This is a genomic window from Proteus sp. G2609, assembly GCF_963896135.1.
Lineage (GTDB): Bacteria > Pseudomonadota > Gammaproteobacteria > Enterobacterales > Enterobacteriaceae > Proteus > Proteus mirabilis.
The window spans coordinates 40,082-59,704 of sequence record NZ_CAWQNB010000041.1; the positions used below are offsets into that span (position 1 = coordinate 40,082).

Sequence of the window (19,623 nt, forward strand, 5' to 3'; positions counted from 1 at the left end):
CAAAGAATTAAAATAAAAAGAGATACCAGATGTTCTTTAACCAAAACATGATCTGGCATCTCATATCACTCATCTTTCCACATTCAAATAATAAGAATAAGATTAAGATAGAAATTAATCAGTTATAAAATAGTTTTTAGTCTATTTTGCTATGCTCATTTTTCATCAGTTCAAATACAAAAGGCACTGAATTTCGCAAAGAGACATTGTATACATCTAAATGACCAATATTCGGATATTCATATACATATGCATTTGTGCCTGCTTCCAATACATCTCTTGCAAACTCTTGTTGCCAACGAGTTAGCACATGAATATCTTCTAAACCAATCCCTATAAATACGGGCTTATCAACAAGAAGTTTTCTATAATTTAAACTTGATGCTTCTTGCTCTAATAGCTCGTAAAACTTAGGTTTTAAGCTATTTGATGCGTTTAATTTATTATCCATTACCAATTGACTTAATGGACTGATACAAAGCGTTTTCGCTTTTTCAACATAAGGTATTGCTAATTCTTGGAAATAATCTTCCACTTTTAAGTTTGGATTTTTATCAGCAGCAGAAAGATATAAGTACATCGCGTAAGGTAGCTTTCTATCACCTTCATCTTGAACACCATCACTAATAAAGTTTTCAAGTAGATTATCACTAAAATAAGGCGTCCCTGTCACTATCGCACCTAAGATATTTAATTCTGGTGCATATTCAGGCTGATAGCCGACAGAGGCAAATGCAGCATGAGCCCCTTGAGATTGCCCCATAAAGATAAAGCGATTACTTAGCGAAAACCCACCTTTCAAGACAGCTTTTGCACTATCCAAAGCGCTCCATGCTGTTGCTCTTTCATCCATATAATGATGCAACCCTGATGAGCCTAAACCTGGATAATCAGGTGCAACAATCGCAAACCCAAGGGATAGCCAAGTATTTAAATATTGCGATACGCGACTATTTTTAGGTGTTAATGAAGGAGCACAAGTTGGCGCTATCCCTACCGTACCATGATTCCATACAATGACAGGCCAACCATTTTTAGGCGCCTGACTTTTCGGAATAAAAACAGCCCCAGTATCTTCACGGATAATTTCTCCATGAACACTGTCACAAGAAGTATAAGATATTGTGTATTGCGCAAAAGCTTCGCTTAACCCTAAGTCAGACGCTAGATCTTGGCAGTGTGTTATTACACCCGGTTTATTAGGGAGATTTTCATTAGTTTTATCGCAGGTAAATAATGATTTTTTAGTAAAGTGTTCCATAAATATTTCCTTATATTATTGATAAGTTTTTTTCCATTTAACTTAATTAGTCTTATAACTAGGGCATGTTTTTAGGCCTGTTATTCGCTAATTTCAGATAACAAAAAACCTCACTAAATGAGTGAGGTTTAACAAAGTTTAGTGTGCTTAGTAACAAATTGCCCACTATTTAGAGATGATAAGACAAATTTTTTCGAAATGCAATCTTTTACTGTATATAATTACAGCATTTTGTATATTATTGTGTACTATTTATCTTTTCGCCAACTAGGTATAGTTAATCAGTACAAAAAAATGTTGATAAATCATCACGTGATCGCCTTACTGCAAATAGTGTCGATATTACTAATAGGTTAGATTTTGTTGGCGAAGCTATTTTAAATTTCTCCTTTGGCATCTCATTGCGACTAATACACATTAATAATGCTATGGACAAATTGGTTTAATCTATTGCAATACTTAGTAGTTACTATTAGAGACTTTCTAACTAATTGGTTATATTAAAATTTCTATCAACCCCCGTGTTGATATCTAATTAAGTTTTATTTTTGCTTCATTTAAACACCCTGTGAGTATAAAAATCACAGGGTATTTTTTGTTTATAAATACCATTCTCTATATAACTATGTTAATCATTAGTGTAAAAATCCAATTAATAAGCTCACAGAAGTGAGTTTATTAATTAAAAATTATGAGGTTCTTTAGCAACAGCCTTACGGATCATCATATCCAATCAATCCGTAATCTTAGACCAATGTATTTACCTTTCACGTCGTTGACATCCTCCACCCCCTAAAGGACGAGGATCCCTACTGCGTTCAGACTGATGTCTGAATCACCTCGGCGGGTTCCTGCTTCGACGGGCGGTCTGACTGCACCCTCCCTCCACAGGCAAGCACGACATGTCCTGCCGCTAAAATGTTACGTGCCCCGTTGATATCAGCATTCGCTGTATATCCACATTCAAGGCACTCGAATTGACTTTGTGACGGGCGGTTTTCCTTAACATAACATGTAGTGCGCAAGCCAGTTATCAATAATACCGGAATAGCGCTATTCAATTAAAATTGCTACATTAATTGCCCCTGTATATTTATTGGCTTTGATGTTGCCATTAGCACAAAGGTTAAAAATTATGTTTTGTGTAAAACTCTTCATATTTTGTTGTGCTAGTTTATTACTACCGACGAGTCGCAAGGCCTCTTGTGCATTGGCTTGACAAATATTTGATTGTGCAGATTTTAAAGAAGCCACCACATAAGGCAGTGTGGTGATATTTTCAGAGCCATTGGTGGATAGCTCCATCCCTGTTTCACTGCCTGAGACTAAATTATTAAAAGGGCTCAGAGTGAGATAGATATTTTTATTAGCATAAGGACAATTGACACTGATACTGGCTAAATTATCTGCTAATTTAGTGGGTGTTGCATAATTTTTCGCGATTTGAGTCGGAAACTGAATATTGGTAGACGTTTGGGGGATAACGTCACAAGCTTTGAGTGCTTTAATATTCACATTATCCGTTGAACTTAATAATGTCTGAGAACTTGCAGAAGAACCTGAGCTAGTGCGAATGACGGCATAAAATTTTGAATCATCACGCATGGCATATTCACCGGCCTCTAATGGCCCGATGGCATACGCGGAATAACTGGATATTGTTAATGTTAACAAATGAACTTCATCACTACCATCTACGTATCGTGCTGAGAAAAAATTACTATTACCTTGTCTTGGCAAAAGACCCCAACTTAATTCACCAAAATCAGAGGAAAAATTATTATACATATTTGTCATAGCGGTGGTTTGGGAACGACTAAATGAAAATGAAGCATTCTCATATGTGCCATTAGCCCGTTTATAACGCAATGTACCATATCCACTGGGTGCTAAAACAATAAAGGCCCCTTTGGGATTGCTTTTATTGTAGATAGCCACACCCGCTCGTCCAATTTCGGGGTAAAAAGGCAGTGATTCCATCACAAATCGATAAGGCTCCCAGTTAAAGCTTATATAAGGTGAATTCGCCTGAAGCTTTGGACTTACCATCCCATAATTTTTCGTTGTTGAACCCACTGGCGGAGTGACCTCCCCTAAATAACCTGTTGAGCCAATAGGAACGGATAACTCTAACGCATTAGCGGAATGAAGGAATATTATTGGTATCAAGAATAACGATAAACCGTATCCCCCTATTTTTTTTATCATTGATGGACACATCGAATTTCGATACTTTGTCGAAAACGCTCTTTTATTCACGTGTATCTCCAGCATTAAAATAAAAATAATGTAAATATATATAAATGATTATAAAATAATATCACTTTTAAATATGATTACATCAGCCATTTCATTATTTTAAGATAATTAAAAATAAAGATAGAAAAATAAATTAAACCCTTCATTAATAGATTATTCAAATTAGAACAAGTAGCCTATTTACAAAAAAAATTTAATTAAGAAATAAAAAACATTTATTTATTATAAGTAATTAAATTTAGGGATTATTTGATCTACTTTAATCAAACAGGGCACTTTAATAATGGAATATAATCTAACTATTGAAGTGTTAAATGAAAAAACGAACAAACAGTGTTTATACTACTAGGTTTAAGCAAGAAGCGGTCGCATTAGTCAGCAAACAAGGTTATAGCGTTCCAAAAGCGGTAGCTTCTTTAGGGATCACCGATAAATTACTTTATAACTGGAAAGTAAAATTCGACGCTGAGTAATCAGGTAACAACTTGAACGCCAAAAATTAGATAAAAATCGTGATTTAATTGCTCAAATTTCAGGTGGTTTTGATAACTCGTTTTGATAACTTTTTGATAACCGTTTCAAAATTGACAATAAAAAACGGGAACTAATAAGCTCCCGTTAACTATTTCTCAAATCAACAATTACATATGCTTGATAATCGCGTCACCAAACTCGCTACATTTCAGCAGTTTAGCGCCGTCCATTAGACGTTCGAAATCATAAGTAACGGTCTTAGCTTCAATCGCGCCTTCCATACCTTTAATGATTAAGTCAGCCGCTTCTGTCCAACCCATGTGGCGTAGCATCATCTCCGCGGAGAGAATAATAGAGCCTGGGTTAACTTTATCTTGTCCGGCATATTTTGGTGCTGTTCCGTGAGTCGCTTCAAATAATGCACACTCATCACCAATATTAGCGCCAGGAGCAATCCCAATACCACCAACTTGTGCTGCTAATGCATCAGAAATATAGTCGCCATTTAGGTTCATACAAGCGATAACATCATACTCGGCTGGGCGTAACAGGATTTGTTGTAAGAATGCATCTGCGATAACATCTTTAACAATAATATCTTTGCCTGATTTAGGGTTCTTAATTTTAACCCAAGGACCACCATCTAACAGCTCACCACCAAATTCTTCACGGGCTAATTCGTAACCCCAATCTTTAAAGGCACCTTCGGTAAATTTCATAATATTACCTTTATGCACCAATGTAACGGAGTCGCGATCGTTATCAATTGCATATTCAATCGCTGCACGAACTAAACGTTTAGTCCCCTCTTCTGAACATGGCTTAATACCGATACCACAATCTTGTGGGAAGCGAATTTTGGTTACACCCATTTCATCTTGCAGGAACTTAATCACTTTATCAGCTTCTGCTGAGCCGGCTTTCCACTCAATACCGGCATAGATATCTTCTGAGTTTTCACGGAAGATAACCATATCCGTCAGTTCTGGGTGTTTTACTGGGCTTGGAGTGCCTTTGTAATAACGCACTGGGCGCAGGCAAACGTAAAGGTCGAGTTGTTGGCGTAGTGCCACATTTAATGAACGGATACCACCACCTACTGGTGTAGTAAGAGGACCTTTAATAGAAACACGATATTCACGGATAAGATCTAAGGTTTCTTCTGGCAGCCAAACATCTTTACCATAAATTTGTGTTGATTTTTCACCGGTGTAGACTTCCATCCACTCAATCTTACGTTCATTGCCGTAAGCTTTTTCAACCGCTGCATCAACAACTTTTAACATTGCTGGCGTGACATCGATACCGATACCATCCCCTTCGATATAAGGGATAACCGGATTATTTGGAACAACAAGCTTACCTTTAGCATCTAATGTAATTTTAGCACCATTAGCCGGAACAACTACTTTGCTTTCCATTTACCTCTCCTTTCATGTAAGCGCACGCTTTGTTAATTTTTTGTAAGAGACCTGTCAATACTACTTGATTATTCAGCTAACGCCAATCGCTTCTCTTTTAAGGTATAATCAATCTCCCATTTTTGACAAAAAATAGCTATGGCAAATCAATTTAACAATAGATCGAAACTACGCAAATCTCACGCACTAGTAGGACAAAAAAAACCTTCTCGCCCTAGAGGTGAGCGTAAAGTGATTATCTTTAATAAACCCTTTGATGTCCTTGTGCAATTTACCGATGACAGCGGTAGAAAAACGCTAAAAGATTTTATCCCCATTCCTGATATTTATGCGGCAGGACGGTTAGATAGAGATAGTGAAGGTCTGTTAGTATTAACAAATGATGGCAAATTACAGGCCAAATTAACTCAACCAAATAAAAAAACAGGGAAAGTCTACTATGCTCAAGTAGAAGGCATTCCCACAGAGATAGCGTTACAACAATTTCGTGAAGGACTTAACCTAAAGGATGGGAAAACACTACCTGCAAAAATTGAAAGGGTAGAACAGCCAACGTGGGTTTGGACGCGATTTCCACCTATTAGAGAGCGTCAATCTATTCCGACTAGCTGGTTAAAAATCACTTTATTTGAAGGAAAAAACCGCCAAGTTAGACGTATGACTGCCCATATTGGTTATCCCACATTACGCTTAATTCGTTTTAGCATGGGAAATATTACCTTGGATAATCTATTACCGGGTCAATGGAAGGAGATTAATTTTGTTTAAACCACATATCACTGTTGCTTGTATTGTTCATGCAAACAATAAATTTTTAGTTGTTGAAGAAACGGTAAATGGTAAAGCCACATGGAATCAACCCGCAGGACATTTAGAAGCAAATGAAACCCTGATCCAAGCGGCACAACGAGAGTTATGGGAAGAAACCGGTTTAACCTTGCCGGTACAATATTTTCTGAAATTGCATCAGTGGGTGGCACCGGACAATACGCCATTTTTGCGTTTTTTATTTTTGATAGAAGCACCAGAACAATTAGCCACACAACCACATGACGATGATATTAATGGCTGCTACTGGGTGACCGCGCAAGAGATAATCAATAGCCAACAATTACGTTCACCGCTGGTAAAAGAAAGTATTCTTTGTTATCAACAAAATGAACGTTATCCACTCTCTTTACTGGATAGCTTTGGTTCAACATTTGCCTCTTAACAATGACTTTCATAGTTAAGAAGGCAAAAAATGTATTCGTTTGATGCACCCTTGATAGTGATATGGTAAAGTATGGCGCTTATTTTTCCGCAGTGAGATCCATTCATGTCAGATAACAGCCAAAAAAAAGTCATCGTTGGAATGTCCGGTGGCGTAGATTCATCCGTCTCAGCCTATCTTCTTAAGGAACAGGGATATCAGGTCGTTGGTCTGTTTATGAAGAACTGGGAAGAAGATGACGATACAGAATATTGCTCAGCTTCTGCCGACCTTGCCGACGCGCAAGCCGTGTGCGATAAGCTTGGCATAGAACTTCACACTATCAATTTTGCCGCTGAATATTGGGATAATGTATTTGAACACTTTTTATCTGAATATAAAGCTGGCCGCACCCCTAATCCCGATATTCTATGTAATAAAGAGATAAAATTTAAAGCATTTTTAGAATATGCAGCTGAAGATTTAGGGGCCGACTATATTGCAACGGGCCACTATGTTCGTCGCCGTGATATTGATGGTAAAAGCCAATTACTGCGCGGTGTTGATAACAACAAAGATCAAAGCTACTTCTTATATACATTAAGTCATCAGCAAATCGCCCAAAGCCTTTTCCCTGTCGGTGAAATGGAAAAACCTGAGGTGAGAAAAATTGCCGAGAAGCTTGATTTAGCCACCGCGAAGAAAAAAGACTCTACGGGGATCTGCTTTATCGGTGAACGCAAGTTTACTGATTTCTTATCGCGCTATTTACCTGCCAAACCGGGTCCTATCGTCACCGTAGATGGCGAAACCATTGGTGAACATCAAGGGTTGATGTACCACACCTTAGGTCAACGTAAAGGTCTGGGTATCGGTGGCACAAAAGAAGGTAGCGAAGATCCTTGGTATGTAGTCGATAAAGATGTTGCAAATAACATATTAATTGTCGCACAAGGTCATGAACACCCTCGATTAATGTCCGTAGGCTTAATTGCTCAACAACTTCATTGGGTCGCAAGAGAGCCTATTACCGAAGCTTTTCGTTGCACGGTGAAAACACGATATCGCCAAGCTGATATTCCGTGTACAGTAACACCATTAGATGAAGATAAAATTGAAGTCCGTTTTGACTATCCTGTTGCTGCTGTTACACCGGGGCAATCGGCCGTTTTCTATCAAGACGAAGTCTGTTTAGGTGGCGGTATTATTGAAACACGTATTCAGGAGTAGATGTGGCTAAAGATTTTCGTGATATTACCCTTGCACTGGCAGGTATCTGCCAGGCAAGTCGTCTTGTTCAGCAAATTGCTTATCAAGGGAATGCAGACGAGAAAGATGTTGAAGTCATGATTAACAGCATTTTTAATATCAACCCAACTTCAACCTTGGATGTTTATGGTAATCAAATAAGTCATTTGAAATTAGGTTTTCAAACCATAAAAGCTATCCATCAAGCGGTAAGAAGAGAAAAACTCACGTTTGAGTTGATGACTTATCAACAAGGCCTGATTAACCTTGAACGTATCATCAACAAAAATAACGATTACAGTTCGCATTTGTCACAAAAAATATCTCAACTTGAACGACAAAAAAATTATTTTGAACCGCTTTCTGACGGATTATTTAATGCTCTCGCTGGCGTTTATAGTGATGCGGTCAGCCCTGTAGGGCCAAAAATTCAAGTTAATGGTTCGATTGAGTTACTTAAAAACCCTATTATTCAAGCCAAAGTTCGTGGATTACTTCTGACAGGTCTTCGTAGTGCCGTACTTTGGCGTCAAGTAGGTGGTCGCCGTTTTGATTTTTTACTCCATCAAAAAACCATCTTACGACAAACTGATGATTTTCTCGCTCAATGTTAATACTTTAAAATTCAACCTGGGAGTTGCCAACAATGGAATTATCTTCGCTGACAGCGATTTCACCGATTGACGGTCGTTACGGTAGTAAAACCTCGTCGTTACGGACTATTTTTAGTGAATTCGGTCTTTTGAAATTCCGTGTACAGGTAGAAGTTCGCTGGCTACAAAAGCTAGCATCTTGCACCGACATTAAAGAAGTTCCCGCCTTTGAACAAAACGCAATCGATTACCTTGATGCAATTGTTGCTAACTTCAATGAAGATGATGCTGCCCGTATCAAAACTATCGAGCGCACCACCAATCATGATGTGAAAGCGGTTGAATATTTCTTAAAAGAAAAAGTGGCAGCTATCCCTGCACTACAGCAAGTTTCTGAGTTTATTCACTTCGCTTGTACTTCTGAAGATATTAATAATTTATCCCATGCCATCATGTTAGAAACAGCACGCCAAGAAGTGCTACTACCTGCATGGCGCGAGCTTATTGATACTATCAGTAAAATGGCGCAAGCATATCGTGATTTACCCCTGCTTTCTCGTACTCACGGACAACCGGCAACACCTTCAACGGTAGGAAAAGAGTTTGCAAACGTTGCATACCGTATGGAGCGTCAATATCGCCAACTTACTCAAGTAGAAATTTTAGGTAAGATTAATGGTGCAGTAGGTAACTATAATGCTCACTTAGCTGCCTATCCTGAAGTTGATTGGCACCAATTTAGTGAAGAATTTGTTACTTCATTGGGGATCACATGGAACCCATATACTACTCAAATTGAACCACACGACTATATTGCCGAGCTTTTTGATTGCATCAGCCGCTTTAATACAATTTTAATTGATTTTGACCGTGATATTTGGGGTTATATCGCTCTTAATCACTTCAAACAGAAGACTATTGCCGGTGAGATTGGCTCATCAACAATGCCTCATAAAGTGAATCCTATCGATTTTGAAAACTCTGAAGGTAATTTAGGTTTAGCTAATGCCGTTATGGGGCATCTTTCCAGCAAATTACCGGTTTCGCGTTGGCAACGTGATTTAACTGACTCAACCGTACTACGTAACCTAGGTGTCGGTATCGGTTATGCATTAATCGCTTACCAATCAACCATGAAAGGCTTAAATAAATTAGAAGTTAATGAAAGTCATCTTCGTGAAGAGTTAGATAGCAACTGGGAAGTTCTTGCTGAACCAATCCAAACAGTTATGCGTCGCTATGGTATTGAAAAACCTTATGAAAAACTTAAAGAGTTAACTCGTGGTAAACGGATCACGGCACAAGATATGATTGTGTTTATTGACGGTTTAGCACTACCAGAACAAGAAAAAGCACGCTTAAAAGCGATGACACCTGAAAGCTATATTGGTTTTGCCAGTCAACTTGTTGATAAATTAGATTAATTTATCCCATACTTAAAAGGCAGATAATCTCTGCCTTTTTTTATATCGATTACCCATCCGTCCTAAATAAGATAAAAACTATCTATAACTTAAACACATTGTCCGTTACGGTATTCTTTAGGTGCTAGATTGACTATCATTATCTTAACTTCTCTTACAGCAACTGATTTTTACTGATGTACACAAGGTGGAATATGCGGATCTTAATTATTGAAGATAATATCTTACTTCGCCATCATTTATCTGTGCAGTTTCGCGATGCAGGACATCAAGTTGATGCAGCACAGGATGCGAAAGAAGCCGATCACTTTATCGCAGAAAGTACACCTGATGTCGCCATTGTTGATTTAGGTCTTCCTGATGAAGATGGTATCAGCCTTATTCGTCGATGGCGGGAAAATAATATTACTATTCCTATTATGGTATTAACGGCTCGAGAAAGCTGGCAGGAAAAAGTGACCGCATTAAATGCCGGTGCTGATGATTATGTGACAAAGCCTTTTCATTTTGAAGAGATCGTGGCACGCGTTCAGGCATTAATGCGAAGAAACATGGGCATTGCCTCACAAATACTGACTATTGCCCCTTTTGAGTTGGATTTATCACGTAAAGAGTTCATGATCTTAGGTGAGCAAATCAAGCTCACTGCATTCGAATATACTATTTTAGAAACATTAATGCGTAATCAAAACAAAGTGGTGAGCAAAGATGTGCTAATGCGCCAACTTTATCCTGATGCAGAGCAGCGAGAAAGTCATACCATTGATGTGCTTATGGGGCGTCTGCGCAAAAAAATTCTCCAAAAATATGATAATGATGTCATTGTAACTGTACGTGGACAAGGTTATCGTTTTGATATGAAAGCTTAATATGCATAAAAAACAACGTTCGCCCTTCTCTTTACGAACAAGATTTTTACTTGCCACCAGCGCCATTATTTTAGCACTGACACTCTCTTATGGTTTGGTTGCCATAGTCGGTTCTATTGTCAGTTTTGATAAAACGACTTTTATGCTAATGCGTAGCCAAAGTAATCTCTACTATAGCTTAGCGCAATGGAAAGATGGGCAATTGCAGATTGAATTTCCGACTAACCTCAATAACAACAACACATCGCTGGTGGTTATTTTCGACGAGAAAGGCAATGTGCTATGGACGCCAACGGATTTACCTCAGGTGATCCCAAACAGTATCGCGCCAAAATGGCGCAATAAAGAAGGCTTATTTGAAATTAGTGTGAATGTTAAAACGACACGTTTTATGTTACAGCAACTGCCTCAATATCGAGCCTATCTAAAAAAACTCAACGAATATTCAAGTAATGATACCTTAACGCATTCCGTGGTTATTAATCACTATCCTGCGGCGGATAATATGCCTTATCTATCCATTGCGGTTATCGATCCTATTCCTCAAAGTCTGCAAAATGTAAGTAGAGTCTGGGATTGGTTTCTCTATATATTACTAGCTAATTTTCTTTTGGTGATCCCATTAATTTGGTTAGCAGCCCATTGGAGTTTAAGGCCGATTAAATCCATTATTGAGCAGATCAGCGCGTTGGAAAAAGGCACTCGCGATAATTTAGATGAAAATCCTCCTAAAGAGCTCAAAGGATTAGTTTATAATCTCAACATTTTATTGCGTAATGAACGCAACCGTTATAGTAAATACCGTACCAGTTTATCTGATCTGACCCATAGCTTAAAAACCCCCCTTGCTGTTTTACAATCAACATTACGTGCTCTACGTGCTGGCAAACAAATGTCTATAGAACAAGCTGAGCCAATTATGCAAAGTCAAATTGAACGAATTTCACAGCAAGTTGGTTATTATTTACATCGAGCTTCTCTTCACGGCGATCACGATATAACAACACGCAAGCTCCACTCTTTATCAGGCTTACTTGACAATCTTTGTAGTGCACTTAATAAGGTCTATCAATCCAAAGGCGTTGATATAACGTTAAATGTTTCCCCTGAAATTATGTGGTTAGGTGAAAAGAATGATTTTATGGAAGTCATGGGGAATGTACTTGATAATGCTTGTAAGTACTGCTTAGAGTTTGTTGAGATCAATGTAAGTCATGATGACAATTGTGTGATTATCACCGTAGATGATGATGGCCCAGGAGTCAGCCCAGAAAAAAGGGAGCTTATTTTTCAGCGTGGTACACGTGCAGATACATTGCGCCCAGGACAAGGCTTAGGATTATCAATTGCTGTTGATATTATTGAGCAATATAACGGTGATATCACCATTACTGATAGTCCATTAGGGGGGGCAAGACTCATCGTCACCTTTGCTGAGCAACAACTCACTACTGAAATAGAGTAACGCTCTTCTCTATCAACTTATATTATTGCTGATTTAATTTAGGTCTTATCACAATAAGATTGCGAGATGTATGATAACTACGCAGTTGTCAGTATATTACTCGTTATTACTCACATTGCACCAAGGAATGTTTAGCAGGAAGTTGTAATTCATTATATGATATTTTTAGGCTTCCCAAATTCAGGAAATACACAATGGACTATAAACTTAATTTAGATTGGCAATCATTTTTAGAAAGCCATTGGCAAAAACGTCCTTTATTAATCAAAAACGGCTTCTCTGGTTTTGTTGATCCTTTATCTCCTGATGAACTTGCAGGTCTTGCAATGGAAGATGAAGTGGATAGCCGTCTTGTGAGTTGTCAAGATGGGCAGTGGGGAGTTAAACATGGGCCTTTTGAGCACTTTGAAGGTTTGGGCGATAAAGATTGGTCGTTATTAGTTCAAGCGGTCGATCACTGGCATTTTCCAAGTGCGGCATTGATGAAACCTTTTCGTGTGTTGCCCGATTGGCGTATTGATGATTTGATGATCTCTTACTCTGTTCCCGGAGGCGGTGTGGGTCCTCATCTTGATCAATATGACGTATTTATTATTCAAGGGCAAGGTCGTCGTCGTTGGCGTGTGGGTGAGAAAATCCCAATGAAACAGCACTGCCCTCACCCGGATTTACTTCAAGTTGATCCTTTTGACGCCATTATCGATGAAGAATTAGAGCCGGGTGATATTCTGTATATTCCACCTGGATTTCCTCATGAAGGCTACGCCATTGAAGAATCACTAAACTATTCTGTTGGCTTTAGAGCTCCTAATGCACGAGAGCTATTTAGCGGTTTTGCTGACTATGTTTTAGCAAATGACTTAGGAAGCTACCGTTACAGTGATCCTGATCTTACTCCTCGAGATAATCCGGCATTAGTCCAGCATCAAGAATTAAATAAGTTGCATGATATGATGGAAGACTTACTTGCCCAACCCGAAGTATTCCGTCATTGGTTTGGGGAGTTTATTTCTCAATCTCGCCATGAACTTGACTTAGCCATTCCTGAACCTTTATATGAAAATGCTGAGATCCACGATTTACTGCAACAAGGTGAACAACTTCATCGCTTAAACGGTATTCGCGCACTGCGTGTTGGTGATAGTTGCTTTGTTAATGGTGAATTAATGGATACTCATCATATTGAAGCTGCAGATGCCCTTTGCCAATATGATTGTATTGATAAACAACATTTAGGTGATGCTTTAGCAGATCCAAAATTTATACGCTTATTGACGCATCTTGTTAACCAAGGCTATTGGTATTTTGAAGATTAAGTATAAATAAACTATTTTTATACAAACACACCCAGCTAATTATAGCTGGGTGTTATTTTAACTATGTTAATAAACAGTAACTGTTATCTTATTAAATAATACATCGCCTCTTTTAGTAACGTTCTTGTGCCATAAAATAACCATGGCAAAACGATAAAGAACGCACTCTGTAGCCCTAAAAGTAACCAGGTATGCTTATCATTTGATAAATATAAAGAAAATATAATAAGATGGGTAATTAAAAAATAGCTGAAAACGATAATAAACGATGCTTTATACTCTTGTTTACTAAGAGTATTATCACTGGTTATCGGTATTTTTTTACACAGACATTCTGATCTTGTTTGTTTTATTATTATTTTGGAGAGTACAGCCATTACGCAAATATCCTTATATCATTTTATTTAGATTATAAAGAATATTATTTGAAATAATCGGCCAATAACTTATAAAAAACAAACTTATTTTTAAAGCTTAATTTTAAATAATATGAAAACAAACCCTATATTTAAAATATAAAGATAAAATAATAGCCGAGATTGTCGGCTATTATGGGGTAATTATTTTACATAACTGCTCTATTAACAAATAACTTTTGCTTTTTCTCTTTCGGCAGTAATTTCAGCAATTCGCATAATAACACTTACTGCGGCCTCCATACCTTCTAAAGAGATAAATTCATGTTTGCCATGAAAATTATAACCACCCGTAAAGATATTTGGGCAAGGTAATCCGCGATAAGAAAGCTGAGCACCGTCTGTACCACCACGAATAGGCTTAATATCAGGTTCAATATCACAATCAATCATTGCTTGTTTGGCAATATCAATAACATGTGGATACTGAACCACTTTATCATGCATATTGTAGTAGCTATCATCAATAGTTAGTTCAATATAGCAATCAGGATGTAGACCTTTACCTACTTTTTCAGCAATCGTGATCATGTTTTGTTTACGCTTTTCAAACTGATTGCGATCAAAATCACGAATAATATAGTGCATTTCGGCTCTTTCCACCGTACCTTTAATACTTTGTAGGTGATAAAAACCTTCATAGCCTTCTGTGTTTTCAGGGGTCTCTTCAACAGGTAATTCTTGGTGAATACGCGAAGCGAGTCCTAACGCATTTACCATCACTCCTTTGGCACTACCGGGATGAACATTATTACCAACGATTTTAATACTCACAGAAGCGGCATTGAAATTTTCATATTCCAATTCGCCCACACCACCACCATCAACGGTATATGCCCAGTTAGCACCAAATGCTTTTAGGTCGACATAATGTGCACCACGCCCTATCTCTTCATCCGGCGTAAATGCAATACGGATATCACCATGAGGTCGATTTTGTGCTTTTAAACGTACCATCGCAGTGACTATCTCTGCGATACCGGCTTTATCATCAGCACCTAATAGAGTTTTACCATCCGTTGTAATTAATGTTTTACCAATCATTGAGTGTAAAATTGGAAACATAACCGGTGATAATACTTCATCACCAATACCTAGCGCGATATCACCACCACGGTAATCTTCAAGCACTTGAGGTTTTACATGTTTACCTGAAAAATCAGGTGAAGTATCAAGATGGGAAATAAAGCCAATAACAGGTACAGGCCAAGATACGTTAGAGGGCAAACTCGCCATAACGCATCCTTTATCACTGAGTGTCACATCAGAAAAACCCAGTTTTTTTAATTCTTGTACCAGTGCCTTCGCTAATTTTAGCTGACCATCGCTACTTGGTGACATTTTCGATGATGGTTTCGATTGTGTATCAAAACTAATGTATTCAAAAAACCGTTCTAATAATTTATCCATTTTGCCCCCTAAATCTCTCTAATAACAATAATAGGGAACTCTATAAAATAATTATTGCGTCAAATCAGCTTTAGGATCATTAATTAAATCAAACAATTTATGGACATATGCATCAACCACTTGGCTTGCGGGGCCATAATGTTTTTCTTCAAACTCACTCTCCACTAAGCTAGGTTCAAGGTTAAGCTCAACCGTGTGAGCCCCTGTCAACCGTGCTTCATGGACAAACCCAGCAGCAGGATAGACATTCCCCGAAGTGCCAATAGCGATAAAGAGATCTGCCTGTGCTAAAGCGTGATAAATTTCATCCATGCCGATTGGCATTTCACCAAACCAAACAATATGCGGGCGTAGAGGAGAGGGAAATTGGCAACAATGGCAATAATCTGTCGTTGATAAATCCCCTTTCCATTCAAAAACTTGACCTGATTGCGGACAGCGGACTTTCAATAACTCACCATGCATATGGAGAATATGTTTACTCCCTGCTTTTTCATGTAAGTTATCAATATTCTGCGTGACCAGCAGGAAATTATCCTTTCCAAGATATTGCTCAAGTTTTGCTAATGCATAATGTGCTTCATTAGGTTGAATTGAAGGTTGTTGTAATTGACGACGGCGCTCATTGTAAAACTGCTGAACCAGCTTAGGGTTGCGGTGATATCCCTCTGGCGTTGCCACATCTTCAACGCGATGCTCTTCCCACAATCCATCTTCTGATCGAAAGGTTTTTATACCTGATTCAGCCGAAATGCCCGCCCCGGTTAGCACCACTACTTTGGGTAAATTCATTTCATGTTCCGTTTTATGGGTTAAATGAAAATAACGACAACGTGAGTGTTGTCTACGTAAACTTTTTATCTTACGAAACTTCCTAAGCCGACGATGACGAAGTTTAAGTTTCATCATGGCAATCCTTGGTTTTTATATTTAACAATCAATAAAAATTGATAACTTTACTGTCTTATTTCCGTTTATATCCATTTTATGTCAATAAACTTACTGTCCACTTAAAATTCTAGCAGGATCGAGTTTAGTTGCTCGACGAGCAGGATACCAACTGGCAATCAAACTCAAAATAACCGTCGTCAAAAATACGGAGAAAACATCAATTGCATGTATTTCTGAAGGTAAGAAATCGACAAAATAGACATCTCCTGATAGCACACTATGCCCTGTCATGGATTCAATTACCGAGACAATAGGGGTTAAATTTAGTGAGACAACTACCCCCATAATAACACCGGCCACGCATCCGATCATGCCTGACAACAGTCCGTACCATAAGAAAATATTGCGAATATGGCTATCTCTTGCGCCTAACGTTCGTAAAATAGCAATATCTCCGCTCTTATCTCTTACCGCCATAATCAGCGTCGAGACAATATTAAAACAAGCAACCCCAATCACTAAAATCATTGAGAGATACATAATGCTGCGGATCATCTGAATATCGCTATACATATAACCATAATCGCTGATCCAGCTTTTAGCATAAACATAGGCTTGGCTATTTAAGCCTGCATTATGAATAATTTCATTAGCTAGAAATGGATCGCTTGTTTTCACTTCAATACCCGTAATTCCTTTACCGTAATCAAGATACTGTTGCGCATCTGCCAATGGAATTAACGCTAATTGGTGATCGAGCATACCACTGAGTTTAAATATGCCACTGACTTGTAAACGAATGCGTTTAGGTTGTAATAACTTTTTCGGATCATCATTGTTAGGGATCAGAATAGTTAACCAATCACCTTGTTTGATTTTTAAGGCATCGGCAACACCTTGGCCAATAATGATTTGCTGTTGACCCGCTTGAAAATGTTGCCATGCATTATTTTGCACATAGCTCGGTAATAAACTGATATCACTTTGTTTATTCGGTTCAACCCCCATCACTTGTACCGCTTTTAATTCTGTTCCTTTTTCAAGTAATCCGGTTAATAGAATATAGGGGGCAGCAGCAACAACACCCTCAGTATTTTCAATCCGAGATAGTGCCGGTTGCCAAGATATAAAGGGTTGTTCTACCGAATAAATTTGTCCATGGGGAACCACAGAAAGAATGCGGTTTTTTAATTCACGTTCAAAACCGTTCATGGCACTTAATCCGATAATCAATACCGCCACACCCAACATAATGCCCAGCGTTGAGATAATCGAAATTAATGACACCATACCAGCACGTTTTCGTCCTTTTGAAAAACGTAATGCGGTAACTAAAGCAAGTGGCAACTGCGCCATTATTCCACTCCTGAAATCGCTTCTTGAGACTCTAATTGACCATCTTTCATTTCAAGTTGACGTTGAAAGCGTGCCGCGAGAGATAAATCATGAGTAACAACCAAAAAGGCAGTTTTCTTTTCTTTATTTAATTTCATGAGTAATTCGAAAATACCTTCCGCATTTTTTTGGTCAAGATTACCTGTCGGCTCATCGGCTAAAACTAACGCCGGATCGTTTACTAAGGCTCTAGCAATAGCAACACGTTGTCTTTCTCCCCCAGATAACTCAGAAGGACGGTGATGTGCACGAGCAGTTAATCCTACGGCATCAAGTAAAGACATCGCTTTCTGTTTGGCCTTTACTGCACTCATTCCACCAATCATTAGAGGCATTGCAACATTTTCTAATGCAGTAAAATCAGGTAATAAATGGTGGAATTGGTAGATAAAACCCAATTGAGTATTACGTAAATCCGCTTTTGCCGTTGAAGTTAATTTATTGAGCGATTGCCCTTTAAATATCACTTCACCTGAGGTTGGAGAGTCTAAACCACCCAATAAATGTAATAGGGTACTTTTACCTGAACCTGAGCTGCCGACAATCGCCATAAAATCACCTTGATTGATCGCGAAAGAGACGGATTTTAAGACTTGTGTTGAAATAGCACCATCTTGATACTGCTTACAAAGTGCATGACATTGTAATAAAGGGGTATTACTCATAACGTAGCGCCTCTGCTGGCTGAATAGTTGCGGCCCGCCAAGACGGGTATAAAGTCGATAATAGTGAAATCACAATAGCGGCAAAACCAATCATAAAGACTCGGCTCCACTCTAAAGTCGCGGGTAATTCTACCCCATGAGGAATAAGCCCTACCGCAGGCATAATCACATTTAGTTGGCTTGATAGTAACGCCCCTAACAGACCTCCGGCAATAGCACCTAAAATACCGGCCCCTGCCCCTTGTAGCATAAAGATGGACATTATCTGTGAACGCTTTAATCCCATAGTTTGTAATATTGCCACTTCACCTTGTTTTTCCATCACCAGTAATGAAAGCGAAGTAATAATATTAAACGCGGCAACCGCAATAATTAGGCTTAACAATAAGCCCATCATATTTTTTTCCATTTTCACTGCTTGGAAAAATTCGCCCTTTCGTTCACGCCAATCTTGCCAACTTAAACCTGCTGGCAAAGGTTCAGCACTGTATTTTTCAATATTAAGGGGGGTTGAGAAGAATAGACGCCATCCGGTAATATTGCCGGGTTGATAGCGCATCAAACGCGCCGCATCTTGTTGATTGACCAGAAGTTGAGAAGCATCAGCATCACCACCACTTTGGAAAATACCTTTGACTGTAAACAGTCGTTGGCTAGGCACTCGGCCCATTGGGGTGAGTTGGCTTACGCCGGGAACAATAAGGCGAATGCTATCCCCTTCTTTGGTTTTTAGCTGTTTAGCTAAACCACTACCGAGGATCACACCATATTCTCCCGGTTTTAATAACGAGAAATCGCCATAGCGAATAAACTGTGTTAGGGGTTCATCTTGTGCTTTATCAATCCCTAACATCACGCCAACACCGATATTATCTTTACTTTGTAATACCACATCCCCTTCAACTAAAGGAACGACATTGATAACATCTTCTCGTTTTAATAACATTTGTGCAGTACTATCTTGTTTGGGTAGCTGCCCATTGGGTGTTGTGATAACAGCTTGTGGAATATAGGCCAAAATGCTGTTTTGTAATGAGCGTTCAAAGCCATTCATCACAGAAGTCACTGTGATCAATGCCGCAACACCCAGCATAATCCCTAAAGCGGATAGCCATGAGACGAATCGACCAAATTTGTCGACTGCGCGACCCCGCATATAACGGAGCCCTATAAAAAATGAGACAGAATTGTACATGAAAACTGTGCTGTTCCTGTTGCTAATGCTAAGTGTTCAGGGATAATAAAGGGTAGTCTTACTGAATGGAACCACTCTATTCCCAAACTGTGGTTTTTTCTTTTATCTTAACCTGCCCGCCAGTTTAAG

The 19,623-nt window shown here is 38.6% G+C and carries 17 protein-coding genes and 1 pseudogene; 9 read left to right on the top strand and 9 right to left on the bottom strand.

From position 1 onward, the window contains the following. Positions 1-136: 136 nt before the first annotated feature. The 3 genes and pseudogenes from AACV01_RS15495 to AACV01_RS15505 all read right to left on the bottom strand — a co-directional run bounded on the left by AACV01_RS15495 (position 137) and on the right by AACV01_RS15505 (position 3,469). On the bottom strand, positions 137-1,261 hold the full coding sequence (locus AACV01_RS15495; protein WP_046334260.1) for a lipase family protein: 1,125 nt from the start codon (positions 1,259-1,261) through the stop codon (positions 137-139). Between the two features lie 818 nt (positions 1,262-2,079). Then, positions 2,080-2,265 (bottom strand): annotated as a pseudogene (locus AACV01_RS15500) (zinc ribbon domain-containing protein); the annotation flags it as partial. 49 nt (positions 2,266-2,314) lie between these two features. Continuing rightward, complete coding sequence (locus tag AACV01_RS15505) at positions 2,315-3,469, bottom strand: hypothetical protein (protein WP_237585042.1); 1,155 nt, start codon at positions 3,467-3,469, stop codon at positions 2,315-2,317. 365 nt (positions 3,470-3,834) lie between these two features. On the opposite strand from AACV01_RS15505, the gene AACV01_RS15510 reads away from it, so the two are divergent. After that, a complete protein-coding gene (locus tag AACV01_RS15510; protein ID WP_046334262.1) occupies positions 3,835-3,993 on the top strand; it encodes a transposase in 159 nt (52 codons plus the stop codon). A gap of 168 nt (positions 3,994-4,161) precedes the next feature. Here AACV01_RS15510 and icd read toward each other — a convergent pair whose 3' ends face one another. Beyond that, complete coding sequence (gene icd / locus AACV01_RS15515) at positions 4,162-5,415, bottom strand: NADP-dependent isocitrate dehydrogenase (protein WP_004247120.1); 1,254 nt, start codon at positions 5,413-5,415, stop codon at positions 4,162-4,164. 138 nt (positions 5,416-5,553) lie between these two features. On the opposite strand from icd, the gene rluE reads away from it, so the two are divergent. From rluE to AACV01_RS15555, 8 genes are all read left to right on the top strand, one after another. Further along, on the top strand, positions 5,554-6,183 hold the full coding sequence (rluE, locus tag AACV01_RS15520) for a 23S rRNA pseudouridine(2457) synthase RluE (RefSeq protein WP_020945526.1): 630 nt from the start codon (positions 5,554-5,556) through the stop codon (positions 6,181-6,183). Then, the gene (locus AACV01_RS15525; RefSeq protein WP_087726602.1) at positions 6,176-6,628 is read left to right on the top strand and encodes an NUDIX hydrolase; all 453 of its coding nucleotides are present in this window, start codon (positions 6,176-6,178) and stop codon (positions 6,626-6,628) included. Before rluE ends, AACV01_RS15525 begins: the two co-directional genes overlap by 8 nt. 105 nt (positions 6,629-6,733) lie before the next feature. Then, positions 6,734-7,837, top strand: a complete 1,104-nt coding sequence (gene mnmA / locus AACV01_RS15530; protein ID WP_004247117.1) for a tRNA 2-thiouridine(34) synthase MnmA — start codon at positions 6,734-6,736, stop codon at positions 7,835-7,837. A 2-nt stretch (positions 7,838-7,839) separates the two neighbouring features. Continuing rightward, a complete protein-coding gene (gene hflD, locus AACV01_RS15535; RefSeq protein ID WP_113976686.1) occupies positions 7,840-8,469 on the top strand; it encodes a high frequency lysogenization protein HflD in 630 nt (209 codons plus the stop codon). 32 nt (positions 8,470-8,501) lie between these two features. Further along, positions 8,502-9,872: an adenylosuccinate lyase gene (purB, locus tag AACV01_RS15540; protein WP_004247115.1), complete on the top strand. Its 1,371-nt coding sequence runs from the start codon at positions 8,502-8,504 to the stop codon at positions 9,870-9,872. 194 nt (positions 9,873-10,066) lie between these two features. Beyond that, positions 10,067-10,741, top strand: coding sequence for a two-component system response regulator PhoP (gene phoP / locus AACV01_RS15545; protein WP_004247114.1), 675 nt, complete (start codon positions 10,067-10,069; stop codon positions 10,739-10,741). Between the two features lies 1 nt (position 10,742). Next, positions 10,743-12,206 (top strand): two-component system sensor histidine kinase PhoQ, encoded by a 1,464-nt coding sequence (gene phoQ / locus AACV01_RS15550; protein ID WP_088207154.1) that lies wholly within the window; start codon positions 10,743-10,745, stop codon positions 12,204-12,206. Positions 12,207-12,400: 194 nt separating this feature from the next. Continuing rightward, positions 12,401-13,522 (top strand): ribosomal protein uL16 3-hydroxylase, encoded by a 1,122-nt coding sequence (locus tag AACV01_RS15555; RefSeq protein ID WP_004247836.1) that lies wholly within the window; start codon positions 12,401-12,403, stop codon positions 13,520-13,522. A gap of 581 nt (positions 13,523-14,103) precedes the next feature. Here AACV01_RS15555 and pepT read toward each other — a convergent pair. The 5 genes from pepT to lolC form a co-directional block, all read right to left on the bottom strand. Next, the gene (gene pepT / locus AACV01_RS15560) at positions 14,104-15,348 is read right to left on the bottom strand and encodes a peptidase T (RefSeq protein WP_004247111.1); all 1,245 of its coding nucleotides are present in this window, start codon (positions 15,346-15,348) and stop codon (positions 14,104-14,106) included. A 51-nt stretch (positions 15,349-15,399) separates the two neighbouring features. Beyond that, positions 15,400-16,257 carry a Sir2 family NAD+-dependent deacetylase gene (gene cobB, locus AACV01_RS15565; RefSeq protein ID WP_004247834.1) on the bottom strand — a complete coding sequence of 286 codons (858 nt, stop codon included), beginning with the start codon at positions 16,255-16,257 and terminating at the stop codon, positions 15,400-15,402. 90 nt (positions 16,258-16,347) lie between these two features. Next, complete coding sequence (lolE, locus tag AACV01_RS15570) at positions 16,348-17,595, bottom strand: lipoprotein-releasing ABC transporter permease subunit LolE (RefSeq protein ID WP_004247833.1); 1,248 nt, start codon at positions 17,593-17,595, stop codon at positions 16,348-16,350. Continuing rightward, on the bottom strand, positions 17,595-18,299 hold the full coding sequence (gene lolD / locus AACV01_RS15575; protein ID WP_004247832.1) for a lipoprotein-releasing ABC transporter ATP-binding protein LolD: 705 nt from the start codon (positions 18,297-18,299) through the stop codon (positions 17,595-17,597). Before lolD ends, lolE begins: the two co-directional genes overlap by 1 nt. Then, positions 18,292-19,494, bottom strand: coding sequence for a lipoprotein-releasing ABC transporter permease subunit LolC (gene lolC / locus AACV01_RS15580; protein WP_112843414.1), 1,203 nt, complete (start codon positions 19,492-19,494; stop codon positions 18,292-18,294). The genes lolD and lolC overlap by 8 nt, the downstream gene beginning before the upstream one ends. Positions 19,495-19,623 lie beyond the last annotated feature (129 nt).